A 23,441-nucleotide genomic window follows, 5' to 3' on the forward strand; every position below is an offset into this window, starting at 1 on the left:
CGCGGTCAACACGTTTTCACACCGTTCAGCCTCAGGCAGTAGCCTGCTACCCCCCGCTCACCTGCCAGGCTATGCATCGTTGCGGCTCCCTTACCGGAGATTGCACCATGCATTCACCCTCCCCCGCTCCCGACGAGTACCGCCGCCGCATAGAGGCGATCACTGCCCAGGACATCCTGCTGGCGAATGATACGTCCGGCCCCCTCGACCTGAAGACTTCGCTGAGCCTGCACTTTGACCGGGCATTCGACTTCGACGACCTGTTTCCGCGTCAGCTCCAGGACCATGAGTTGCGCGAGGCCCTGAACCAGGCTTTTGCCAGCCAGGCAGCCGCGAGCCACCTCAACGCCTTTTTCAAACGCCCGCCAGCCACCCCCTTGGCCACCGGCGAGTGTGCCTATTTTTTCAGAACCTTGGTGGCACGGGCACTTCCCGACGACCTTACTGGCCCATCGGGTGCCGCTGCCTATCAAAGCTGCAGCCTGGCCCAGACACTCTGGGCCAGGCACCTTTGCCACAAGCGCCGTGACGCCTTCCTCATAGCGGCCCTGCTGCTTCACAACGACCTGCCCGACGAGGCCCCGCTACCCCTTGCGCCGGCAACGACAGTGGAACTTGCGCATGCCCTGGACCTCAATGCCTTGTCACACCACCTGCTGGCCACCCCGGCCGGCACCAACCCAGCCGAGCACCTGTTCGCGACACTTGAGGCAGACGTCTACTACCAGGGGCTGCGCTATCGCCCCCCGACCCTGCGTGAACGCGAAGCCGGCCATGAGCCCAACCAATACGGCAAAGTCACCTTGCCGGGTGCAGCATTGAATGCCCCCGTCGCCCATGTACTGGATGCATTGCTGCACGCCCAAGCGTTCAGCCAGTGGGCCGCTCGCCTGGCACAAGCCCTGCAATTGCCCGAGGCAATCAACAGCCGTGACCTTGCCGAGCAGGCCATGACCGATTGGCTCTACCCACCGCATGCGCGACGTGCCGGCTATGTATTGGACTTCGAACTGTTCAACCCGCAGAACCAGAGGCTGCCCTATGCCGACATACGCCTGGACCTGACCAACAGTGTGCAGGCAAGCCTCGGCTGCCGCCCCGCCGTTGCCGAACTGGCCGCCGAGTTACTGCTGCGCCATTTCGCCCCCGAACTGCTGCTCGACGACACCCCCACAGCGATACCTTATCGGCCCGACCTGAACTGGGCCATTCTGCGCCAAGGGGTCATGCTGCTGCGCGACCTGCAGCGCCCGCTGAGCCATGAACAGGCAGAGCAGATACTCAGCCAGACCGTCCAAGACTCCGCTGGCAGCAGTGAAGCCCTGCGCGACACGCTCGCCCAGTGGGGGCCGCTGCAAGGTCACATCGCGTACATGCCGCCGTGGTCGGCCCAGCAATGGCGCACGGTCTACGATCACTACCTGATTGCCTGGGATGTGGCGCAACTGCAGCAGCAGCCAGACCGCATTGCCGAAGCGTGCAGGTTGCTGGAGGCGGCCAACATCGACCCGGCCGGGCACAACGCCGATGGCCAGCTTCACCTTGAAGCGTATCTCGATCTACAAACCCGCTACAGCGCGAAAGGCCTACCAGACGTCACGCAATGGTTCGAAGAGGCATTTGACCGCTGGCTGGCCTCAGCCCGAATACTCCATGAAGGCCTGATGCAACGGCTGCTCAGGCATCTACCGGAAGATTATCTGCAGGCACTGCGCGAAGGCCCGTGGACCTGTTACGCCGCGACCTGGCCACGTTATCGGCAACCTGGCCCGGTCCCGCCCTATGGTGACAGTCCCGAGGAACACTGGCAGCAAGAGGTAGGCACACTGGGCATGCTGGTTTTGTTGCAAGGTGAACACGACCACACGTTGCTGGAACTGTTCCCGCAGCGCTTGACATGGAACGAGCGCGCCATCCCCTCGGCTGCCGCCCACCGCCTCTCGGACATTGTGACACTGCCCTATCAGGCCTATAACGAAGCGCCCCCTACCTGGGATGTCGCCACGTTCCATTCCAGCCTGAGCACCATCATCCAAGCGCCGGCGAAGCACAGACTGGAGGCTCTGACCAACGCCTACGTCCAATACGTCGGGCTAGGTAACAGCGCAGCGTTGCATGCTGTCAGCAAAGGCGCCACGCGACACGAGGCATTTCTTGCCGAAAAGCGCCAAACCAGCAACTGGGGTTACCTGTGGAAGCTGATCAAACACACTGTGCCGGGGGCTGCGTGCATCGATGCCCAGAACGGGCAGGATGCAGTGAGTTGCATACTGGACGTGGTGGCCGGCGCAGGCTCGGCAACCCGTGCGATCCGCCGCGCAGCCAACCCACTGGCGCGCCTGTCCGCTGCCAACAGCCAAGCCGCTCAGGCGATGCGCCTAGGGCTGGTCAAATCAGCCAGGCGCTGGTCCGAGTTATCCGAATTGCCGCCTGCGGTCTATGCCCGAACCGTTGGGCCCAGGCGCTGGCACAGTCAGCCTGAACTTCCCACTCATGCCACTTGGCCGGACAACTTCAGGCTCGATCAGCCGCCCCCGCCCGGCCTGACCCCCGGCCAGTTCATGCGCGACCGCCTGACACCGCCGGATGCACCTTTGGCGTGGCAAGGCCATCCCCGCCCCCTGTCAATTGCCAGGAGCGATGGCCAGGTGGATACACTCATCAACGGCGCTACCTATCGCCATCACCCCGGCGAACTCAGCAATACGCTTCGCCGCATCGACAACCAGAAGTTGTCGTCTGCACCTGCCCCAACCCTGCAAAACGCGCCGTACCGTAACGAAGGTGACAGGCATATCGCCTTGAGCTTCTCCCCGGCCGCCAACGAAGCGCATACCCCCCTGTTCGGCCAGCAGGTAAGCCATGCCTTCCAGCATGTGCGTATCGAGCCTGCGCCCATACGCATGCACGGAGGCGACAGCCGGTTTGACGCCTGGACACAGGCCATGGTGCATGAGGGCAAGGTGGTGAACTACACCGGCCAGCCGTCCAAACCGCTCGCCCCGATAAAGGCACTGGAGGCTCAGGTTCGCCTGGGCATCATCACCCCCCCGGTTTACCACCGACGCATCACTGCCGACCCTTTGGCGGAATTCTGGTTTGGCTTGCCCGAAACGTTTTCAGCCGCCCAAGTGCAACTGATCGCCCGCGTCTGCCCACCGGTGCGCCTGGGCGGGCTGGCCAGAACCGTGCCCGACCGCCGCACGTTGAGGGCGGCAATCATCGCGTGGCAAAGCCGCGACTGGATAATCGTCGAGGCCGATGTCGGCGTCTTCTATGCAGCGCAGTGGGTGATATCGCCCTGGCAAGCACGCCAGTTGAACGCGCTTGCAGCCGGTACATTGCGGCCAGGTGACCTGCCCACGCCACCCTCCAGCACGCGACAAACCCTGTCGCGGGTGCGCGACGACAAGATGATCGAACGTTATCTGCAGGTCAGCGAAACCTACCGGATCGTCGCGACTCGCCCCAATCTGCAGCGTGACATCGACAACCTGACCGCCCTCCTGCGCGACTGGCTTGAACACAGCCGCGCCAGCCACCCGCCCGCGCCCAGCGTGTTCAAGGAAGTACTCGATGCCGCCGAGGCGCGCATGCTGCCGGAATACGCCAAGAGCATTCTCACGGCTCCCAACGCCCAGGATGCCCTCACCGGTGTCGCCAAGCTCAACCTGGCAGGTCTGAACCGGGAAATCATTCCCGCCTGGCGGCCACTGCGCCAAGCCGCGCTGACTGAGCAGGATCACGTAGCCCTTGTCCTCAATACCTTGCTGCCCGCCACCGGCACCGACGCGCCCTTCATGCCGATGAGCGTGGCCGAACTACTCAGCGAAGCTGGCGCGCTGCAACTTCGCCGACACTTGCCTGGTGCTAACCTGGCTTTCGCTACCGCGACACTGGAAGATGGCAGCCGCCGGGTCTACTTTTCGCTGTCCGGTGGCTGGAAAAACCGCAAGGTAGGCATACCAACACCGCCAGCCGAACCGCACACACGCGTGACCTACATCGATGCACGCGCGCGCATGGAGGGCCAGCCACCGTCCCCCCGCTTTACTGAGCTGCCCACATTGCGTCGCCCCGACCACTTCAATATCGTCGAGCATCATAGGCACCTGGACTCCGAACGTTTGATCGCCACAGTGCTCAACGACGACCTGCTTGCCACGCACGCCAGCGTGCGCAGCATATACGTCTTCACCCTGTTCAGTACCTGCCGCTCATGCGGAGGCTACGTGCTGCCGCGGCTGCGACTGGACCATGGCGCAGCATCCTTCAGTGTCAGCTGGCTGGTGGACTACAAGGAGTAACCGTGCGCCGTGGGCAGGCTTGTTCATCAAAGACCTGCCCACAGGCCGGGCCAGGGTGGATATGATTACACCGTTCTCGCCCGTCTAGCCCAATGGATCTGCCATGCCCGCCAAATCCACGTCACACCTTGCGATCACCGCGCAGGTGGTGTCCATCGTCCTTTTCACGTTCATCGGCTACCTGAATATCGGCATCCCCCTGGCCGTGCTGCCGGGTTATGTGCATAACGACCTGGGCTTCAGCACCGTGATCGCCGGCCTGGTGATCAGTGTGCAGTACCTGGCCACATTGCTCAGCCGCCCTACGGCCAGCCGCATCATCGATAACCTCGGCAGCAAGAAGGCAGTGATGTACGGCTTGGCCGGATGCGGGCTCAGCGGCGTATTCATGCTGGCCTGCGCCTTCCTCACCCACTTGCCCTGGCTGAGTTTGACCTGCCTGCTGGTCGGCCGCCTGGTGCTGGGCAGCGCCGAAAGCCTGGTGGGTTCTGGCGCAATTGGTTGGGGGATCGGCCGAGTGGGCGCCGAAAACACGGCCAAGGTGATTTCCTGGAACGGCATCGCCAGCTACGGCGCGCTGGCCATCGGCGCCCCACTGGGTGTGCTGATGGTCAAGAGCCTGGGGCTGTGGAGCATGGGCGCAAGCATCATCCTGTTGTGCGTGCTCGGCCTGCTGCTGGCCTGGCCGAAGCGCGCCGCGCCAGTGGTCAGCGGGGTGCGCCTGCCGTTCCTGCGGGTGCTGGGCAAAGTGTTCCCGCATGGCTCGGGGCTGGCACTGGGCTCGATCGGCTTTGGCACCATCGCCACCTTCATCACCCTGTACTACGCCAGCCGTGGCTGGGCGAATGCGGCACTGACCCTGAGCCTGTTCGGGGCCAGTTTCATCTGTGCGCGGCTGCTGTTCGGCAACCTGATCAACCGGCTGGGCGGCTTCAGGGTGGCGATCGCCTGCCTGGCGGTGGAGACGCTTGGCCTGCTGATGCTGTGGCTGGCGCCCAGCGCCGAGCTGGCATTGGCCGGGGCGGCGCTCAGTGGTTTTGGCTTCTCGCTGGTGTTCCCGGCACTAGGGGTCGAGGCGGTGAACCAGGTGTCGGCGGCCAACCGCGGGGCGGCGGTGGGCGCGTATTCGCTGTTCATCGATTTGTCGCTGGGCATTACCGGGCCGTTGGTGGGCGCGGTGGCGGCGGGGTTCGGGTTTGCTTCGATGTTCTTGTTTGCGGCGGGGGCTTCGGGGTGCGGGCTGGTGTTGAGCCTGTACCTGTATCGGCAGGCGCGACATGGCCGCAAACAGGCCCAGGATGCTTGAGCTTGCAAGGCCTGGACTGCCCTCTTCGCGGGCAACACCGCGAAGAGGGCCTTACAGGTTTACCGCTGCGCGTATTGCAACACCACTTCCAGCGGATGACGCATCTGCCGCTCGGTCATGCGCTTGACCTGGCTGCGGCACGAGTAACCTGTCGCCAGCGCCTCGCCTTCCTTGTCCAGCTTGGTCGCCCAGGACTGCTCGAAGATGGTCCGTGAAGTCGCCTGGTTACGCGCTTCATGCCCGTAGGTGCCGGACATGCCGCAGCAACCGGTAGCCTCGGTCACCAGCTTCAGACCCAGGCGCGCGAACACCTGCTCCCAATGCCGGGTACTGGCCGGTACGTTGGTTTTCTCGGTGCAGTGGGCCATCAAGCGGAAATTGCCGGGTGCGGTCGGCGCCTGCTCGGGCAGCACATCCATCAGCCACTCCTGCGGCAACAGCACGTTCGGGCAGCCTTCCAGGCCCGGCACCTTCTGGTACTCCTGGCGGTACACCAGGGTCATGGCCGGGTCCAGCCCCACCAGCGGCACGCCGCAATCGGCCAGGGCCTTGAGCTGGGTACCGTTGCGGATCGCCGCCTTGGCGAAGGCCCCCAGGAAGCCCTGCACATGCAAGGGCTTGCCGTTGGCACTGTATGGCGCCAGGAATACCCGGTGGCCCAGGCGGTGAGCCAGGTCGATGAAGGCAGCCAGCAGCGGCGTCTCGAAGTAACGGGTGAAGGCATCCTGCACCAGTACGATGCTGCGCTCACGCTGGGCCGGCGTCAGCTCGCGCAGGGCCGGCACGCTGGCCACGCCGACGCGGCAGCGGGTCAAGGTGGCCTGGAAGTTGAAACGGCTGATCAACGGGCTGTCGACCATGCCGACCTTCTCGGCCAGCAGCTTGCTGACCCACTTCGAGCCCATTACCGCGTTGTACAGCCCCGGCGCATGCGCCAGGTACGGGATGGTGAACTCCAGCGAGCCGATCAGGTAATCACGCAGCGGGCGCTGGTAGCGGCCGTGGTAGAGCTCGAGGAAACGCGAGCGGAAGTCCGGCACGTTGACCTTGATCGGGCATTGCCCCGCGCACGACTTGCACGCCAGGCAACCGGCCATGGCGTCGTAGACTTCGTGGGAGAAGTCTGCCTGCCCCTGGTCGCGCCCGCGGTTGTTGCGCAGCCGCGCCGGCAGGCCCTTGAGCCAGGACACCTTGTTGCGCGCTGCCGCCAGCACATCGATATCCGCCGCACCTTGCAGGCGCAACCATTCACGCATCAACGAGGCACGGCCCTTGGGTGAGTGCTGGCGCTCACGGGTGGCCTTCCACGACGGGCACATGGCGTCGTTGGGGTCGTAGTTGTAGCAGGCGCCGTTGCCGTTGCAGTGCACGGCGCTGCTGAAGTTCTGCCAGACGCGCTCGTCGATGGTGCGGTCGAGGTCACCGCGCAAGGTTACGCCATCGACCTTGGTCAGGCCTTCGGCGCTGTCTGGCGGTGTGCAGATTTTTCCGGGGTTGAGCTGGTTGCGTGGGTCGAATGCACCCTTGAGGCGCTGCAACGCCGGGTACAGTTCGCCAAAGTAATCGGGCACGTACTCCGAACGCAGGCCCTTGCCGTGCTCACCCCAAAGCAGCCCGCCATAGCGCTGGGTCAGCGCCGCCACGGCATCGGAAATCGGCTTGACCAGTGCGGCCTGGGCCGGGTCTTTCATGTCCAGCGCCGGGCGCACGTGCAGCACGCCGGCGTCGACGTGGCCGAACATGCCATAGGCCAGGCCATGGCCGTCGAGCAGCGCGCGGAAGTCGGCAATATAGTCGGCCAGTTGCTCTGGCGGTACTGCCGTGTCTTCGACGAATGGCTGCGGGCGCACCTCGCCCTCGACGTTGCCAAGCAGGCCCACCGAGCGTTTGCGCATGGTGTAGACGCGGGTGACGGCCTCGGCGCCCTCGGCCAGGGTGTGCCCAAGGCGCTCGACGCTGGTGTCGCTTTGCAGGTGCTGGATGAACGCCTGCACCCGCGCATTGACCTCGTCAGGCTGATCGCCACAGAACTCCACCAGGTTGATACCCAAGGTCGGGCGCTCGGGGTCGGCGGGGAAATATTCGGCGACGCTGTGCCAGACGATGTCCTTCATCGCCAGCATCAGTACCTTGGAGTCGACGGTTTCGATCGACAAGGGTTTGTGCGCCATCAAGGCATTGGCATCACGCAGGGCATCCATGAAGCTGGTGTAGCGGACGTTGACCAGTACCGCGTATTTCGGGATCGGCAGCACATTGAGCTTGGCTTCGACCACGTAACCCAGCGACCCTTCGGCACCGCACAGCACGCTGTTGAGGTTGAAGCGCCCCTGCTCGTCGCGCAGGTGCGCCAGGTCGTAACCGGTCAGGCAGCGGTTGAGCTTGGGGAAAGTGCTTTCGATCAGTTCGGCCTGGGTTTCCTGGATTTCGCGGGCCACCCGATAGACTTCGCCAACCCGCCCCGGCGCGGCGCAGGCCTGGGCCAGCGCGGCGTCATCGATGGGCAGGCTGTGCAGGCGTTCGCCGCCGAGCAGTACGCTGTGCAATTCGAGCACGTGATCGCGGGTCTTGCCGTAGGTGCAGCTGCCCTGGCCGCTGGCGTCGGTGTTGATCATGCCGCCGACGGTGGCGCGGTTGGAGGTGGACAGTTCAGGCGCGAAGAACAGCCCATGGGGCTTGAGCGCGGCATTGAGCTGGTCCTTGACCACACCGGCCTGGACCCGTACCCAACGCTGTTCGACGTTGATTTCGAGGATGCTGTTCATGTGCCGCGACAGGTCGACCACGATGCCGTCGGTCAGCGACTGGCCGTTGGTGCCGGTACCGCCGCCACGCGGGGTCAGCTTGACCTGCGCAAAGCGCGCCTCTCCCATCAGCGCGGCGACCCGCGCCACGTCATCGGCGTCACGCGGGAACACCGCCGCCTGGGGCAGGCGCTGGTAAATCGAGTTGTCGGTGGCCAGCACCGTACGGGTCGCGTAATCGGCACTGATCTGGCCACGGAAGCCGCTGTTGCGCAGGGCTTCGAGGAATTCTGGGTAGTTCGCGGACGGTGCACTGGTCGGCAGCTGGGCGATCATCGAAGGATGGCCTCTTGATATGGGCTAATTCACGGAAATCCTGTCACACCGGCATGAGTCGTTTCACACCTGATGACGAATAGGCCAATGTTCCTGTACTTTCGCGCCAGGGGCAAACGGATAATCCTGCCGCTATCGATGACTTTTATGAATGAATTACCGCCACCTGACACCGTCCATGTCACTGCTGCTGGCATTCGAAGCCGCCGCGCGGCATGAAAGCTACACCCGCGCCGCCGCCGAACTGTCACTGACCCAGAGCGCCGTCAGCCGCCAGGTGCAGGCGCTGGAGCAGCAATTGGGGCTGACGCTGTTCCGCCGCGAGGGCCGCCAGGTGCAGTTGACCGACGTCGGCCGGCTGTACCAGCGCGAGCTGAGCGAGGCATTGGGCCGCATCCGCAGCGCCACGCTGCAGGCGCTGGCCTACCAGTCGGGCGTCGGCACGCTGCGCTTGGCCACCCTGCCCACCTTCGGCTCGAAATGGTTGCTGCCGCGGCTGCATGCGTTCTACAGCGCCCACCCGGGCATGTTGGTGCATATCCATTCACGGATCGAAGCGATCAACTTCGACACCAGCGAGATCGATGCGGCCATCGGGGTGGCGAGCCACGACCTGCCAGGGCTGATCTGCCACCGCCTGCATGCCGAGGAGCTGCTGGTGATCCTGCCGCCAGAGGCAGCCGCCGACCCGCATGGCTGGAGCCCCGCCCAGGTCAGCGAGGAAGTGCTGCTCAATGTCGCCAACAACCCGCATGCCTGGGGCGAGTGGTTCTCGCATCACCAGCTGCCGCATCGGGCGATGCGCCTGGGGCCGAGTTTCGAGCTGACCTCACACCTGATCCAGGCGGTGCGGGCCGGCATCGGCATTGGCCTGGTGCCGCGGATTCTGGTGCAAGAGGAGCTGGCCAAGGGCGAGCTGTTCAGCCCCGGCGCAGCATTTGCCAGCCAGCGCAGCTATTACCTCATCTACCCGCCGCGCAATGAAGCGCTGCCGTCGTTGCGGGCGTTTCGCAGCTGGTTGCTCGAGCAGATCTGAGTTTTTGACAGCTTTATTGGCAACAAAAAACCCGATGCCAATGACCTGACATCGGGTTTGCGTTATCGCCTGCAGCGCTTACTTGGCAACAGTACCGGCAGCGGTGCCATTGGCCTGTGCATCACGCTTGGGCTTGAAGATGTAGAAGATGAACATCACCAACAACCACACCGGGATCGCATACACCGAAATATTGATACCCGGAATCTGCAGCATGATGCCGAGTATCAGCACCACGAACGCCAGGCAGATGTAGTTGCCGTAGGGGTACCACAGCGCCTTGAACAGCGGCTTCTGGCCAGTGCGGTCGAGGTGCTGGCGGAATTTCAGGTGCGAGTAGCTGATCATCGCCCAGTTGATCACCAAGGTCGCCACGACCAGCGACATCAACAGCTCCAGCGCATTCTGCGGAATGAAGTAGTTGAGCAGCACTGCAATCAGGGTCACTGCAGCCGACACCAGGATCGAACGCACCGGCACACCGCGCTTGTCGACCTTCGCCAGGGCCGCCGGGGCGTCACCTTGCTCGGCCATGCCCAGCAGCATGCGGGCGTTGCAGTAGGTACCGCTGTTGTACACCGACAGCGCTGCGGTCAGGACCACGAAGTTCAGCAGGTGGGCGGCCACGTCGCTGCCCAGCAGGGAGAACACCTGAACGAACGGGCTGCTGCCGTAGCTGCCGCCAGAGGCGTCGATGCTGGCGACCAGGTTGTCCCACGGGGTCAGCGACAGCAGCACGACCAGCGCACCGATGTAGAAGATCAGGATGCGGTAGATGACCTGGTTGATGGCCTTGGGAATCACGGTCCTCGGCTTGTCGGCCTCGGCTGCGGTGAAGCCGAGCATTTCCAGGCCACCGAAGGAGAACATGATGAACGCCAACGCCATCACCAGGCCGCTGACGCCATGCGGGAAGAAGCCGCCGTGCGCCCACAGGTTGGTAACCGAAGCCTCGGGGCCACCGCTACCGCTGGTCAGCAGGTACGCACCCAGGCCGATCATGCCGACGATGGCCACGACCTTGATGATGGCGAACCAGAATTCTGCCTCGCCGAAGACTTTCACGTTCATCAGGTTGATGAAGTTGATCAGCAGGAAGAAGCCCGCCGCCGTGACCCAGGTCGGGATCTCTGGCCACCAGTAGTGGATGTACTTGCCGACCGCCGTCAGCTCCGACATGCCCACCAGGATGTACAGCACCCAACAGTTCCAGCCCGACATGAAGCCGGCGAAGCCGCCCCAGTACTTGTGGGCAAAGTGGCTGAACGAACCGGCCACCGGCTCTTCGACGATCATCTCGCCCAACTGGCGCATGATCATGAAGGCGATGAAGCCGCAGATGGCATAGCCAAGAATCATCGACGGGCCGGCGGATTTCATCACGCCTGCCGAACCCAGGAACAGGCCGGTACCAATCGCTCCGCCGAGGGCGATCAACTGGATATGGCGGTTCTTCAGGCCCCGCTTTAGCTCGCCTGAATGCATGTTTTGTCCACTCATGAACGAAGTCACCTGCATTGTTTTTATCTGTGACGAAATCGGACCCACCGCGCTCGTGGCGCAGCGGAATGGGCAAGGTGGTTACCTTGGGTTTCTTGAACGCGGGCGCCGCCAGGGCGGGTCAGCCGGGTGTGATCAAGAGTGCGCGGTACGCAAGAGGGTCACAGGTAAAACGCGGCGCACTGTATACCCCTGCAAGCGCGCAGGCGTCAACGCGTTGCGTCATTTCCCCGGGGAAAAACGCAGCGATCCTGTGGTGAAGGCCTTGAAAGGCGAAGTGATCGGCGTACATGGCGCCTCCATTTGTTGTTTTGTCAGCACGCCTCTCTGGGCGGGCTTTTGCACACGGCAATGGCCGCTATATCAGCGTGCGGCGGGGGTTTGGGCAATAGGGGGCGCGAGCAACAGGGGTGCCTCGCCGCGCGGGGTGCGGCAAGTTATGTTTACACAGGTAGGGGAAATCTGAATTCAGGGCGTATTTTGCCTGCATCCGTATAAATTTCTTTACAGGCCGGTTTGAAAACTTGCCAGTCGTCAGAAAAATTCTTTTTGTTCAATATCTTGGCGACAGCCTAAGGTGCCGCCGCTGAATCCAAAGCAAAAAAAACCAGCCCGGAGGCTGGTTCTTATCTAGCGCTGCAGATCAACCGCGCGGCTTGCCGCGACCACGGCCTGCCGGCTTGTCGCCGTCTGGCTTGGCGGTACGCTTGCGCATCTCGCTCGGGCGCTCGGCCACCGCGCTGCCACGGTTGCCTTTACGCGCGTCGTCACGCGACTGGCGCGCAGGGCGCTCACCGGAGGTATCACGCGGTTGGCGGGCTGGGCGCTCACCCGCGCTGTCACGCGGTTGGCGTGCTGGGCGCTCGGCAGCCCCTTCGCTGGCAGGGCGCAGGTTGCGCACGCGCTCGCCACGGCCCATCGGACGGCTCGACTTGCGCTGCATGCGCTCCATCTTGTCCTTGGCCTTGAGGTTCAAGGTCGGCAGCGCAACTGGCTGCAGGCCCACTTCAGCGGCCAGGATGTCGATTTCACCCTGGGTCATTTCGCGCCAGCGGCCCATCGGCAGGTCAGAGTTGAGGAACACCGGGCCGAAGCGCACGCGCTTCAGGCGGCTGACCACCATGCCCTGCGACTCCCACAGGCGACGCACTTCACGGTTACGGCCTTCCATCACCACGCAGTGGTACCAGTGGTTGAAGCCTTCGCCGCCCGGTGCCTTCTGGATGTCGGTGAACTTGGCCGGGCCGTCTTCGAGCATCACGCCAGCCTTGAGGCGATCGAGCATCTCGTCATCGACCTCGCCCCGCACACGTACCGCGTACTCACGGTCCATCTCGTAGGAAGGGTGCATCAGGCGGTTGGCCAACTCACCGTCGGTGGTGAACAGCAACAGGCCGGTGGTGTTGATGTCCAGGCGGCCGATGTTGATCCAGCGCCCTTCTTTCGGCCGCGGCAGGCGGTCGAACACCGTCGGGCGGCCTTCCGGGTCGTCACGGGTGCAGATCTCGCCGTCGGGCTTGTTGTACATGATCACCCGGCGGGTGGCCTCGGCGGCTTCTTCGCGCTTGATCAGCTTGCCATCGACAGCGATGGCGTCGTGCAGGTCGACGCGCTGGCCGAGGGTGGCGGCCACGCCATTGACCTTGATGCGGCCCTGGCTGATCCAGGCCTCGACGTCACGGCGCGAACCGACGCCAATGCGCGCCAGTACTTTCTGCAGCTTTTCGCCGGATGGAGGGGTAATTTCGGTATTTTGCAGGTCTTGCTCACTCATCTGGGCACCTCCCGGTGTAGGAATGAAAAAGGGGTCTTGGCGACGAACGCGCCAAAGGGCCGCGCATCATACGCGGTTCGTATCAGGAACGCACTCGAGCGTAGTGGGTTTTGCGGGGGCCGGCAGGGTTTTCTGCCCAGTGGTTTTGCGCTGTTAGTGCGGGCCTCTTCGCGGGGCAAGCCCGCTCCCACCGGTTTGTGGGCTCTGACGGTGAGCGGCCAAACCTGTAGCAGCGGGCTTGCCCCGCGAAGAGGCCCGCACTGCCAGCATAAGCCTCAGGTCTGCAACTTGCCCTCGTCCTCCAGTGAAGCCTCGGGTTCAACCACCTCCTCTTCTTCACGCAAATCATCAAAATCGGTCTTCAGCCCCTCTTCCATCGCATCCAGCTCCACCAGCAGGCTGCGGAAGCTGGTCTCATCCTTCGGCACCTCGGCCTCGGCTTCGTCCTCGCCAAGGCTGGCATCGGCCAGCGCCTGCAGGTGCGCAGGTACTGGCGCGTCATCGGGGTCGAGCAACGGCTCCGGTTCCATCTCGCGCAGTTCGGCCAATGCCGGCAGCTCCTCAAGGCTCTTGAGATTGAAGTGGTCGAGAAATGCCTTGGTGGTGGCGAACATCGCCGGCCGCCCCGGCACTTCGCGATAACCCACGATGCGAATCCACTCGCGCTCCATCAAGGTCTTGATGATATTGCTGTTCACCGCCACGCCGCGCACGTCCTCGATCTCGCCACGGGTGATGGGCTGGCGGTAGGCAATCAGCGCCATGGTTTCGAGCAGCGCACGGGAATAGCGCTGCGGCCGCTCTTCCCACAGGCGCCCAACCCACGGAGCAAAGGTTTCGCGGATCTGCAGGCGATAGCCGGTGGCAACTTCCTTGAGCTCGAAGGCACGCCCGCTGCAGGACTTGCCGAGCACTTCCAGGGCCTTCTTGAACACCTTGGGCTCCGGGCGCTCGGCCTCCTCGAACAGCTCGTACAAGCGCTCCAGGGACTGCGGCTTGCCCGAAGCGAGCAAAAAAGCTTCGATCAGCGACGCCAGGTCGCGGGGTTCATTCAGGTTCATCAGGTTCTTCAACAAACTCGGCGCGAAGCCGGACGTGGATCGCGGCGAAAGGCTCATTCTGCACCAGTTCGACCAGTGATTCCTTCACCAGCTCAAGAATCGCCATGAACGTCACCACCACCCCCAACTTGCCCTCTTCTGCGCCGAACAGCTCGACGAAGGGCACGAAGGCGCCGCCCTTGAGGCGTTCGAGTACTTGGCTCATGCGCTCACGGGTAGACAGCGTTTCGCGGGTGATCTGGTGGCTTTCGAACAGGTCATTGCGGCGCATCACCTCGGCCATCGATACCAGCAGCTCCTCCAGGCTGACCTGGGGCAGCAGCTTGCGCACCTTGGCTTGCGGTGCTTCCAGGCGCGGCACGACAATGTCGCGACCCACCCGTGGCAGTGTATCGATCCCTTCTGCAGCGGCCTTGAAGCGCTCGTATTCCTGCAAGCGGCGGATCAGTTCGGCGCGCGGGTCGCCCTCTTCCTCCTCGATCTCGGCCGAGCGGGGCAGCAACATGCGCGACTTGATCTCGGCCAGCATGGCCGCCATGACCAGGTACTCGGCTGCCAGTTCCAGGCGCACGCTCTTCATCAGCTCGACATAGCCCATGTACTGGCGGGTGATCTCCGCCACCGGGATGTCGAGGATATCGATGTTCTGCTTGCGGATCAGGTACAGCAGCAGGTCCAGCGGGCCTTCGAACGCCTCGAGAATGACTTCAAGCGCATCCGGCGGGATGTACAGGTCTACCGGCATCTCGGTCAGGGCTTCGCCATAGACCAGGGCCAGTTGCAACTGTTGAGGCGACTCGGCCTTCTCGGCCGGCGCCTCGGGCGCCTCCACCTGGCTCACGCATTGACCATGAATGGCGTGGGGTCGCCACAACCTTCGCGGATCAGCTCGGGCTCGTCGCCGGACAGGTCGATGATGGTCGATGCCTTCAGATCACCGAAACCGCCGTCGATCACCAGGTCCACATGATGCTCCAGCCGCTCACGGATCTCGTAGGGGTCGGTCATCGGCTGGTCGTCGCCCGGCAGGATGAGGCTGACACTCATCAGTGGCTCGCCCAGTTCAGCCAGCAGCGCCAGGGTGATGGCGTGGTCCGGCACGCGCAGGCCGATGGTGCGGCGTTTCTCGTGCAGCAGCAGGCGCGGCACTTCACGGGTGCCGTTGAGAATGAAGGTGTACGGCCCCGGCACATGCGCCTTGAGCAGGCGGAAGGTACCGGTATCGACCTTGGCATACAGCCCCAGTTGCGACATGTCGCAGCACATCAGGGTGAAGTTGTGGGTCTTGTCCAGGCCACGCAGGCGCCGTACGCGCTCCACCGCGCCCTTGTCGCCAATCTGGCAACCCAGCGCATAGGCCGAATCGGTCGGATAGACCACCACCCCGCCCTTGCGGATGATCTCCACCGCCTGGCGGATCAGCCGCTGCTGCGGATTCTCCGGATGTATCTGGAAAAATTGGCTCACGTAGTCTTCCTGTTCATACCGCCAAAGGCTGTTCATGGCTGAATCGGCGCCACAGAGGTGGCAGGTCCTCGGGCAAAGGCCGGTAGGCACCGATTTCGCCCCAGGTGCCGGGGCCGTGGAAGTCACTGCCAGCGCTTGCCAGCAGGCCGAACTCGCGGGTGAGGATGGACATCGTGCCCACCTGCTCGGCCGGCATCATCCCGTTGACCACCTCAAGCGCCTGCCCGCCTGCCTGAATATAGTCGGCAATCAGCCGTCTGCGCTTGCTGCGGGTCAGATCGTAATGCATCGGATGCGCCAAGCTTACCCAAGCGTTGGACTGGCGCAGCGTAGCGACAGTTTCATCCAGGGTCGGCCAGTGCTGCTTGACGTCACCCAGCTTGCCGGCGCCCAGCCACTTGCGGAACGCTTCGCCGCGGTCCTTGACGTGACCGGCACGCACCAGAAACTCGGCAAAGTGCGGGCGCGCCGGGGCGTTGCCACTGTCGCCCAACGCTTGCTGCACGGCCCTGGCACCCTCAAGCGCGCCGGGCATGCCCTTGGCAGCCAGCCGTTTGTCGATTTCCTCGGCACGCAGCCAGCGGCCACGGTGCAGGGCTTCGATGGCTTCGAGCAACGGCGGTGCGTCGAGGGGGAAGTCATACCCCAGCACATGGATGGTCGCCCCACCCCACGTGCACGACAGCTCTACCCCGCTAACCCAGTGCATGCCGCGCTCGCGGCAGGCCTGGCGCGCTTCGGCCAGCCCTTCGAGGGTGTCGTGGTCGGTGAGTGCCAGCGTTTGCACCCCGTGCTCATGGGCCCGGGCGACCAGGACCGTGGGCGACAGGGCGCCGTCGGAGGCCGTGCTGTGACAGTGCAGATCAACATTCATGGAGGAGCGCTTTCGCTGGAATCGATGTTTGTTATTATGCCGTCACATCCCGATTCTGGCTGCCATTGTGAAACAATTCATCGATTTCATCCCGTTGCTACTGTTCTTCATCGTCTACAAGCTCGACCCGCGGCCCCTGGAGGTTGCCGGCCACAGCTTCGAATTCGGCGGTATCTACAGCGCCACGGCCATGCTCATCGTCAGCTCCCTGGTGGTCTACGGTGCCCTGTTCCTGCGCCAGCGCAAGCTGGAAAAGGGCCAATGGCTGACCCTGATCGCCTGCCTGGTGTTCGGCGGCCTGACCCTGACCTTCCACAGCGAAACCTTCCTCAAATGGAAAGCGCCGGTGGTCAACTGGCTGTTCGCCCTGGCCTTCGCCGGCAGCCACTTCATCGGCGACCGGGTGCTGATCAAGCGCATCATGGGCCACGCCCTGACCCTGCCCGATGCCATCTGGGCCCGCCTGAACCTGGCCTGGATCTGCTTCTTCCTGGTCTGCGGTGCGGCCAACCTGTTCGTCGCCTTCACCTTCCAGGCCTTCTGGGTCGACTTCAAGGTGTTCGGCAGCCTGGGCATGACCGTGATCTTCCTGGTGGCCCAAGGTGTGTACCTGTCACGCCACCTGCACGACGACCCTACTACCTCCAAACCCAAGGATTGACATGCTCTACGCCATCATCGCCAGCGACGTCGCAAACTCCCTGGAAAAGCGCCTGGCTGCCCGCCCGGCACACATCGAGCGCCTGCAGCAGCTCAAGGCCGAAGGCCGCGTGGTGCTGGCAGGCCCACATCCGGCCATCGACAGCAACGACCCAGGTGAAGCCGGTTTCAGCGGCAGCCTGATCGTGGCCGAGTTCGACTCCCTGGCTGCGGCACAGGCCTGGGCCGATGCCGACCCGTATATTGCTGCGGGCGTGTACGACAACGTCATCGTCAAACCCTTCAAGCAAGTCCTGCCTTGACCCGACACCGCGCGGCCCTTTTCGCGGGTAAAGCCGCACCCACAGGGCCGCGCGGTACTGGCGGTTATACGCTTGCCATCAGTCTGCGGTATCTTTGCCACTGGCGGGCCGAATACTCGCCGTCAATGGTTGAATTGAGTGAGTCATGAGCGAGCTGTTACTGATTGATGATGACCAGGAGCTGTGCGAGCTGCTCGGCAGCTGGCTGACCCAGGAAGGGTTTACCGTCCGCGCCTGCCATGATGGCCTGAGCGCACGCCAGGCCCTGGCCGAACATGCCCCGGCCGCCGTGGTGCTGGATGTGATGCTCCCAGACGGCAGCGGCCTGGAACTGCTCAAGCAATTGCGCAGCGAACATGCCGACCTGCCTGTGCTGATGCTCTCGGCACGGGGCGAACCCCTGGACCGCATCCTCGGCCTTGAGCTCGGCGCCGACGATTACCTGGCCAAACCCTGCGACCCGCGCGAGCTCACGGCCCGCCTGCGCGCCGTGTTGCGCCGCAGCCACCCGGCAGCCACCACCACCCAGGTAGAGATCGGCGACCTGGTCTACAGCCCGGCACGTGGCGTGGCCAGCATCGATGGCCGCGAGATGACCCTGACCCTGTCCGAAAGCCGCATCCTCGAAGCCCTGCTGCGCCAGCCGGGTGAGCCGCTGGACAAGCAGGAACTGGCGCAGATCGGCCTGGGCCGCAAGCTGACCCTGTACGACCGCAGCCTGGACATGCACGTCAGCAACCTGCGCAAGAAGATCGGGCCGCATGCCGATGGGCGCCCGCGCATCGTTGCGCTGCGCAGCCGCGGCTATTACTACAGCCTGTGACGTGCCGGGGCCGCCTCGCAGCCCCAACACGCTCGGCAACTCATCTTTACCCAGCCTTTACCCTCCCCTGACCGCCCTTGACGGTCAGTTGCGTAGACTGTGCTCATCCGGTAACCACCGGCCTATGAAAGGAGAGACACCATGCGCAAGACCCTTATCGCCCTGATGTTCGCCGCCGCCCTGCCGACCGTGGCCATGGCCATGCCTGAAGGCGGCCCGCGTCACGACGGCCCGCATCATCGCGGTGATGCGCCTTTCGCCCAACTGGACCTGAGCCGCGACCAGCGCCAGCAGATTGGCAAGCTGATGGGCGAGCAGATGAAGCAACGCCGCGACATCACCGAGCGCTACCTGTCCAAGCTGCCGGCCGCCGACCAGAAGGCCATGGAGGACGAACTCAAGGCCAGCCGCGACAAGACCGACAGCCAGGTCCGCGGCCTGCTCAAGCCTGAGCAACAGAAGCAGTTCGACGAGCTGCAAAAAGAACGCGCCGCGAAGAAAGCCGAATGGCAAGAGTTCCAGGCCTGGAAAGCTGAAAAAGGCGGCAAGGCCCAGTAAGCTGTCCGCCCCACGCCCGGCCCGCACCCCTGCGGGCCGGGCTTTTCCCGTTTGCAGGAGGTGCACTTGCGTTCACTGTTCTGGCGCATCCTGGCCAGCTTTTGGCTGGCCATTACCCTGGTTGCGGGCCTGTCGATCCTGCTCGGCCACATGCTCAACCAGGACGCCTGGATCCTCAGCCGCCACCCGGGCCTCAACACCCTGGCCAGCCATTGGGCCAAGCACTACGAACAGGAAGGCATGGACTCGGCGCAGCACTTTCTCGAACGCCGCAAGCAACGCTTCAAGATCGACGTGCAGGTGCTGGACGACAGCGGCGACGCTGTCGTGCCCGGTACCTTCCCGCGCCGCGCCGCCGCGTTCGAGGCACGCCAGCACAATGACGAGCGGCGCCTGCCGTGGCGCCGTCTGACCGAGGAATACACCAGCCCCTACAGCGGTGAAACCTACCTGCTGATCTACCGAATCCCTCATCCCGAACTGGACGCCTGGCACCGTGAGAGCCTGCTCTGGCCGCTCAGTGCGCTGGGTATCGCCCTGGTGGTACTGACCCTGTTCAGCCTGCTGGTAACCCTGTCCATCACCCGCCCTTTGAGCCGCCTGCGCAGCGCCGTGCACGACCTCGGCCAGACCAGCTACCAGCAGAACAGCCTGGCCCGCCTGGCCGCCCGCCGCGATGAGTTCGGGGTACTGGCCAACGACTTCAACAAGATGGGCGCCCGCCTGCAGAGTACGATCGGCAGCCAGCGCCAGTTGCTGCGCGATGTGTCTCATGAACTGCGCTCACCGTTGGCACGGCTGCGCATTGCCCTGGCATTGGCCGAGCGTGCCGAGCCCGAGCAGCGCCAGGCCTTGTGGCCACGGCTGACCCGTGAATGCGACCGGCTCGAAGACCTGATCAGCGAAATCCTCGCCCTGGCCCGCGTCGATGCCGAGCAGGCCCACGCCGAGCCGGTCGACCTCAACGCCTTGCTGGGCGGCGTGCGCAAGGATGCGTTGCTCAGCGCACCGGAGCAGGAGGTGCGGCTGCAGGCGCAAGCAGGGCTGACCTTGCAGGGTTGGCCAACCCTGATCGAGCGCGCCGTGGACAACCTGCTGCGCAATGCCTTGCGCTTCAACCCGGCCGGGCAGCCGATCGAAATCAGCGCCGAGCGTGAGCAGGACCGTATCGTGTTGACAGTACGCGACCATGGCCCCGGGGTAGCGGCTGAGTACCTCGCGCAGCTGGGTGAGCCGTTCTTCCGTGCGCCGGGGCAGCAAGCAGCTGGGCATGGGCTGGGGCTGGCGATTGCGCGCAAGGCGGCGGAGCGCCATGGCGGCAGCCTGGTACTGGCGAATCATCCGCAGGGCGGGTTTGTGGCCAGGCTGGAGTTACCTGTAACGGAGGTCATGGTTTGAGATTGCCGGGGCCGCTACGCGCCCCAGCATTCTCAGCGGTTACTCACCCCAGGCACTGACGAAATCAGCAGTCTCCAGCACTGGCGCCGTACGCGGCTCGTTCACCGGCGTGCCCACATACAGATAACCGATCAACTCCTCGCTCTCGGCCAACCCCAGCCCCTTGTGCACATGCGCGTCAAAGGCCATGTCACCGGTACGCCACACCGCGCCAACCCCCTGGGCATGCGCCGCGATCAGAATGCCATGGGCCGCACACCCCGCCGCCAGGCGCTGCTCGGACTTGGGCACCTTGAAGTGGTCCTGCAGCTTGGCGATCACCACGATCAGCAACGGCGCACGCAGCGGCATGGCGCGAGCCTTGTCCAGCGCTGCCTGGCTGGCATCACCCTTGTTCTGTACCGCTTCGGCGAACAACTCGCCGAGCTTCTCGCGGCCCTGGCCTTCGATGGTCAGAAACCGCCACGGGCGCAGCTGGCCATGGTCCGGTGCACGCAATGCGGCCTGGAATAACGCCTCGCGCTGGGCATCATTGGGCGCGGGGTCGGTCAGGCGTGGCACGGAAACACGGTTGAGCAATGCGTCGAGAGCCTCCATCGGCTACCCTCCTGGCAGGTGAATGTGCGGCCATTCTAGCGTTTACATCACCAGACCCATAGGTAGAATGGCGCCCTTCCGTTTCGAGTCAGAGCAGATCACATGGCGTTGCCGACCTTAAGGATCATTGGTTTCATCATCGGCATCTTTCTGATCACCCTGGCCGTCAGCATGGTCGTGCCCATGGCCACCCTGGTGATCTTCGAGCGCACCGGCGACATGCCGTCGTTCCTCTGGTCCAGCCTGATCACGTTCATTGCCGGCCTGCTCATGGTCGTACAGGGCCGCCCCGAGCATGTGCACCTGCGCCCGCGCGACATGTACCTGCTGACTGTCAGCAGCTGGCTGGTGGTGTGCGTGTTCGCCGCCCTGCCGTTCCTGCTGACCCAGCACATCAGCTACACCGACGCCTTCTTCGAGAGCATGTCCGGCATCACCGCCACCGGCGCCACGGTGCTCAGCGGCCTGGACAGCATGTCGCCGGGGATCTTGATGTGGCGCTCGATGCTGCACTGGCTCGGCGGCATCGGCTTCATCGCCATGGCGGTCGCGATTTTGCCGCTGCTGCGCATTGGTGGCATGCGCCTGTTCCAGACCGAGTCCTCGGACCGTTCCGAGAAGGTCATGCCCCGTTCGCACATGGTGGCCAAGTCGATCGTCGGCGTGTACGTCGGCTTCTCCGTGCTCGGCGCGCTGGCCTTCTGGTGGGCCGGCATGCGGCCGTTCGATGCCATCAACCATGCCATGTCGGCGATTTCCACCGGCGGGTTCTCGACCTCCGACCAGTCGCTGGCAAAATGGGATATCCCTGCCGTGCACTGGGTCGCGGTGGTGGTCATGATCCTCGGCAGCCTGCCCTTCACCCTGTATGTGGCGACCCTGCGCGGCAACCGTAGGGCGTTGCTCCGCGACCAGCAGGTTCAGGGGTTGCTCGGCATGTTGGTGGTCACCTGGTTGGTGCTGGGCTCCTGGTACTGGGCCACCACCAACCTGCACTGGCTGGATGCCTTGCGCCACGTGGCGCTGAACGTGACCTCGGTGGTGACCACCACCGGCTTCGCCCTGGGCGACTACAGCCTGTGGGGCAATTTCTCGCTGATGCTGTTCTTTTACCTGGGCTTCATCGGCGGCTGCTCTGGCTCGACCGCAGGCGGTATCAAGATTTTCCGCTTCCAGGTCGCCTACATCCTGCTCAAGGCCAGCCTCAACCAACTGATCCACCCGCGCGCAGTGATCAAGCAGAAGTACAACGGGCACCGCCTCGACGAAGAAATCGTGCGTTCGATCCTGACCTTCTCGTTCTTCTTCGCGATCACCATCTGCGTGATGGCGTTGCTGTTGTCGCTGCTGGGCGTGGACTGGATGACCGCACTGACCGGTGCTGCCGGCACGGTATCGGGCGTAGGCCCGGGGCTGGGCGAAGTGATCGGCCCGGCCGGCAACTATGCCACGTTGCCGGACGCCGCCAAGTGGATCCTCGCCGGCGGCATGCTACTGGGCCGCCTGGAGATCATCACGGTGCTAGTGTTGTGCATGCCGGCGTTCTGGCGTCACTGAGCCCCTCAGGCTCCGCGCCCAGACGGGCACGGTACTCGCTGGGTGTGGCATCGAACCAGCGACGGAACGCCCGGTAGAAATTACTCGGGTCGGCAAAGCCCAACAGGTAGGCGGTTTCCAGCAAGGTCATGCCCGGCTGGGCGAGGTACTGCTCGGCCAGCTCACGCCGGGTATCGTCGAGCAAGGTCTGGAAGCTGGTACCTTCTTCTTGCAGGCGCCGCTGCAAGGTACGTTGAGACAGGTGCAGGGCCTGGGCCAGGGTTTCGCGCTTGGGCTCGCCCTGAGGCAATATGCGGCACAGCACCTGGCGGACCCTGTGGGTCACCCGGCTTTCCGAGAAGCGCGCCAGGTACTCACCGGCAAAACGGTCATGCAGCACCGCCATCGCCTCGTTGGCAGTCGGCAGCGGCGCCTCCATGTCGGCACGCTCGAACACCAGTGCATCGTGCGGTGCGTCGAACACCAGCGGTGAGTGGAACGCCACCTTGTAAGGTTCGACGTTCTTGGGCTGCGGCCCCTGAACCAGCACACGTCGTGGCTGAATGTCACGCCCGCTGAGCCAGGTGCACAACGCAAGCGCACAGGCCAACGACGCTTCGGCGCTGTGCCGGGTTGGCGGCAGATGGTCGCCATGCACGGTCAGAACCAGCGAATAGCCCTCTGGGCCAAGGCGAAAGCTGAGGTCGGAACTTTCGGCAATGATGCGCTGGTACCGCACCAGCCGCTCGAAACCTTCGGCCAGGGTGCGGCTGGACATCAACGCATAGCCCACCACATGGAACGACGCCGGGCGCACCACCCGCGCCATGTTCAGGCCGATGGCTTCGTTGCCCGACAGCTCTACCGCCAGTTGCCAGAGCCGGGTCATGGCGTCCTGGGGGAAACGCGCGTCGGGGTCATCTAGGGCAGCGAAGTCCAGCCCTAGCTGCTTGAACATGGCCGGGCAGTCGAGCCCTTCCAGCTCGAGTGCCTTGACGATCCCTGATGCCCAGCTGGCTGACGTGGTTCTTTCACTCATGACAGGCTTCTTATGCTGACCGCTCCTGCGGTGAACCCCAAGGATACTCAATTGGCGCCTATTGTCACTGGTAGGCCCCGCCAATGACTCTAGACTCGATTCAGGCTCCACGCCGTGCATCTT

18 protein-coding genes are annotated in these 23,441 nt (G+C 63.9%); 9 read left to right on the forward strand and 9 right to left on the reverse strand.

From position 1 onward, the window contains the following. Window positions 1-107: 107 nt before the first annotated feature. Together LOY26_RS19580 and LOY26_RS19585 are read left to right on the forward strand one after the other, a co-directional pair. On the forward strand, window positions 108-4,307 hold the full coding sequence (locus tag LOY26_RS19580; protein ID WP_258714013.1) for a deaminase domain-containing protein: 4,200 nt from the start codon (window positions 108-110) through the stop codon (window positions 4,305-4,307). A gap of 103 nt (window positions 4,308-4,410) precedes the next feature. Next, entirely contained in the window at window positions 4,411-5,613 is a 1,203-nt protein-coding gene (locus tag LOY26_RS19585; RefSeq protein WP_047583456.1) for an MFS transporter, read from the forward strand. 59 nt (window positions 5,614-5,672) lie between these two features. Here the strand turns inward: LOY26_RS19585 and LOY26_RS19590 are convergent, their stop codons facing one another. Continuing rightward, the gene (locus LOY26_RS19590; RefSeq protein ID WP_258714014.1) at window positions 5,673-8,693 is read right to left on the reverse strand and encodes an FAD-binding and (Fe-S)-binding domain-containing protein; all 3,021 of its coding nucleotides are present in this window, start codon (window positions 8,691-8,693) and stop codon (window positions 5,673-5,675) included. Window positions 8,694-8,844: 151 nt separating this feature from the next. Between LOY26_RS19590 and LOY26_RS19595 the strand changes: the two genes are divergently transcribed. After that, a complete protein-coding gene (locus LOY26_RS19595) occupies window positions 8,845-9,729 on the forward strand; it encodes a LysR substrate-binding domain-containing protein (RefSeq protein WP_258714015.1) in 885 nt (294 codons plus the stop codon). 78 nt (window positions 9,730-9,807) lie between these two features. Here the strand turns inward: LOY26_RS19595 and LOY26_RS19600 are convergent, their stop codons facing one another. The 6 genes from LOY26_RS19600 to LOY26_RS19625 form a co-directional block, all read right to left on the reverse strand. Continuing rightward, complete coding sequence (locus LOY26_RS19600; RefSeq protein ID WP_186658004.1) at window positions 9,808-11,229, reverse strand: amino acid permease; 1,422 nt, start codon at window positions 11,227-11,229, stop codon at window positions 9,808-9,810. A 643-nt stretch (window positions 11,230-11,872) separates the two neighbouring features. Further along, the gene (gene rluB / locus LOY26_RS19605) at window positions 11,873-13,003 is read right to left on the reverse strand and encodes a 23S rRNA pseudouridine(2605) synthase RluB (RefSeq protein WP_258714016.1); all 1,131 of its coding nucleotides are present in this window, start codon (window positions 13,001-13,003) and stop codon (window positions 11,873-11,875) included. 275 nt (window positions 13,004-13,278) lie between these two features. Then, window positions 13,279-14,064: an SMC-Scp complex subunit ScpB gene (scpB, locus tag LOY26_RS19610; protein ID WP_258714017.1), complete on the reverse strand. Its 786-nt coding sequence runs from the start codon at window positions 14,062-14,064 to the stop codon at window positions 13,279-13,281. Further along, window positions 14,051-14,809 (reverse strand): ScpA family protein, encoded by a 759-nt coding sequence (locus LOY26_RS19615; RefSeq protein WP_162181148.1) that lies wholly within the window; start codon window positions 14,807-14,809, stop codon window positions 14,051-14,053. The genes scpB and LOY26_RS19615 overlap by 14 nt, the downstream gene beginning before the upstream one ends. A gap of 92 nt (window positions 14,810-14,901) precedes the next feature. Continuing rightward, window positions 14,902-15,531 carry an L-threonylcarbamoyladenylate synthase gene (locus LOY26_RS19620; RefSeq protein ID WP_186658025.1) on the reverse strand — a complete coding sequence of 210 codons (630 nt, stop codon included), beginning with the start codon at window positions 15,529-15,531 and terminating at the stop codon, window positions 14,902-14,904. A 13-nt stretch (window positions 15,532-15,544) separates the two neighbouring features. Continuing rightward, window positions 15,545-16,405, reverse strand: coding sequence for a PHP domain-containing protein (locus tag LOY26_RS19625; RefSeq protein WP_033699594.1), 861 nt, complete (start codon window positions 16,403-16,405; stop codon window positions 15,545-15,547). Window positions 16,406-16,472: 67 nt separating this feature from the next. Here LOY26_RS19625 and LOY26_RS19630 point away from each other — a divergent pair, with 67 nt between their 5' ends. The 5 genes from LOY26_RS19630 to LOY26_RS19650 all read left to right on the forward strand — a co-directional run bounded on the left by LOY26_RS19630 (window position 16,473) and on the right by LOY26_RS19650 (window position 20,146). Then, window positions 16,473-17,066, forward strand: coding sequence for a septation protein A (locus LOY26_RS19630; RefSeq protein ID WP_033699595.1), 594 nt, complete (start codon window positions 16,473-16,475; stop codon window positions 17,064-17,066). A gap of 1 nt (window position 17,067) precedes the next feature. Further along, entirely contained in the window at window positions 17,068-17,367 is a 300-nt protein-coding gene (locus LOY26_RS19635) for a YciI family protein (protein WP_033699597.1), read from the forward strand. A gap of 145 nt (window positions 17,368-17,512) precedes the next feature. Further along, window positions 17,513-18,190, forward strand: coding sequence for a response regulator transcription factor (locus LOY26_RS19640; RefSeq protein WP_033699599.1), 678 nt, complete (start codon window positions 17,513-17,515; stop codon window positions 18,188-18,190). Window positions 18,191-18,331: 141 nt separating this feature from the next. Then, window positions 18,332-18,748: a Spy/CpxP family protein refolding chaperone gene (locus LOY26_RS19645; protein WP_258714018.1), complete on the forward strand. Its 417-nt coding sequence runs from the start codon at window positions 18,332-18,334 to the stop codon at window positions 18,746-18,748. Between the two features lie 60 nt (window positions 18,749-18,808). Further along, the gene (locus tag LOY26_RS19650) at window positions 18,809-20,146 is read left to right on the forward strand and encodes a HAMP domain-containing sensor histidine kinase (protein ID WP_186658030.1); all 1,338 of its coding nucleotides are present in this window, start codon (window positions 18,809-18,811) and stop codon (window positions 20,144-20,146) included. 39 nt (window positions 20,147-20,185) lie between these two features. On the opposite strand, the gene LOY26_RS19655 is transcribed toward LOY26_RS19650, so the two are convergent. Continuing rightward, window positions 20,186-20,743, reverse strand: a complete 558-nt coding sequence (locus LOY26_RS19655) for an NAD(P)H nitroreductase (RefSeq protein ID WP_033699602.1) — start codon at window positions 20,741-20,743, stop codon at window positions 20,186-20,188. Window positions 20,744-20,845: 102 nt separating this feature from the next. On the opposite strand from LOY26_RS19655, the gene LOY26_RS19660 reads away from it, so the two are divergent. Further along, a complete protein-coding gene (locus tag LOY26_RS19660) occupies window positions 20,846-22,300 on the forward strand; it encodes a TrkH family potassium uptake protein (RefSeq protein ID WP_033699604.1) in 1,455 nt (484 codons plus the stop codon). Here the strand turns inward: LOY26_RS19660 and LOY26_RS19665 are convergent. Continuing rightward, window positions 22,257-23,318: an AraC family transcriptional regulator gene (locus LOY26_RS19665; RefSeq protein ID WP_047583458.1), complete on the reverse strand. Its 1,062-nt coding sequence runs from the start codon at window positions 23,316-23,318 to the stop codon at window positions 22,257-22,259. The two genes, LOY26_RS19660 and LOY26_RS19665, sit on opposite strands and share 44 nt — an antisense overlap. Window positions 23,319-23,441: the final 123 nt, after the last annotated feature.

The sequence above is a fragment of the Pseudomonas sp. B21-047 genome (assembly GCF_024748775.1).
GTDB classification, from domain to species: domain Bacteria; phylum Pseudomonadota; class Gammaproteobacteria; order Pseudomonadales; family Pseudomonadaceae; genus Aquipseudomonas; species Aquipseudomonas capeferrum.

Bases quoted from the DNA above. Each gene is read 5' to 3' on its own strand.
- LOY26_RS19655 (WP_033699602.1), bottom strand. From the start codon at position 20,743: ATGGAGGCTCTCGACGCATTGCTCAACCGTGTTTCCGTGCCACGCCTG.
- LOY26_RS19645 (WP_258714018.1), top strand. From the start codon at position 18,332: ATGCGCAAGACCCTTATCGCCCTGATGTTCGCCGCCGCCCTGCCGACC.
- LOY26_RS19595 (WP_258714015.1), top strand. From the start codon at position 8,845: ATGAATTACCGCCACCTGACACCGTCCATGTCACTGCTGCTGGCATTC.
- LOY26_RS19590 (WP_258714014.1), bottom strand. From the start codon at position 8,693: ATGATCGCCCAGCTGCCGACCAGTGCACCGTCCGCGAACTACCCAGAA.
- LOY26_RS19600 (WP_186658004.1), bottom strand. From the start codon at position 11,229: ATGAGTGGACAAAACATGCATTCAGGCGAGCTAAAGCGGGGCCTGAAG.
- LOY26_RS19625 (WP_033699594.1), bottom strand. From the start codon at position 16,405: ATGAATGTTGATCTGCACTGTCACAGCACGGCCTCCGACGGCGCCCTG.
- LOY26_RS19640 (WP_033699599.1), top strand. From the start codon at position 17,513: ATGAGCGAGCTGTTACTGATTGATGATGACCAGGAGCTGTGCGAGCTG.
- scpB (WP_258714017.1), bottom strand. From the start codon at position 14,064: ATGAACCTGAATGAACCCCGCGACCTGGCGTCGCTGATCGAAGCTTTT.
- LOY26_RS19585 (WP_047583456.1), top strand. From the start codon at position 4,411: ATGCCCGCCAAATCCACGTCACACCTTGCGATCACCGCGCAGGTGGTG.
- rluB (WP_258714016.1), bottom strand. From the start codon at position 13,003: ATGAGTGAGCAAGACCTGCAAAATACCGAAATTACCCCTCCATCCGGC.
- LOY26_RS19615 (WP_162181148.1), bottom strand. From the start codon at position 14,809: ATGCCGGTAGACCTGTACATCCCGCCGGATGCGCTTGAAGTCATTCTC.
- LOY26_RS19665 (WP_047583458.1), bottom strand. From the start codon at position 23,318: ATGAGTGAAAGAACCACGTCAGCCAGCTGGGCATCAGGGATCGTCAAG.
- LOY26_RS19580 (WP_258714013.1), top strand. From the start codon at position 108: ATGCATTCACCCTCCCCCGCTCCCGACGAGTACCGCCGCCGCATAGAG.
- LOY26_RS19660 (WP_033699604.1), top strand. From the start codon at position 20,846: ATGGCGTTGCCGACCTTAAGGATCATTGGTTTCATCATCGGCATCTTT.
- LOY26_RS19635 (WP_033699597.1), top strand. From the start codon at position 17,068: ATGCTCTACGCCATCATCGCCAGCGACGTCGCAAACTCCCTGGAAAAG.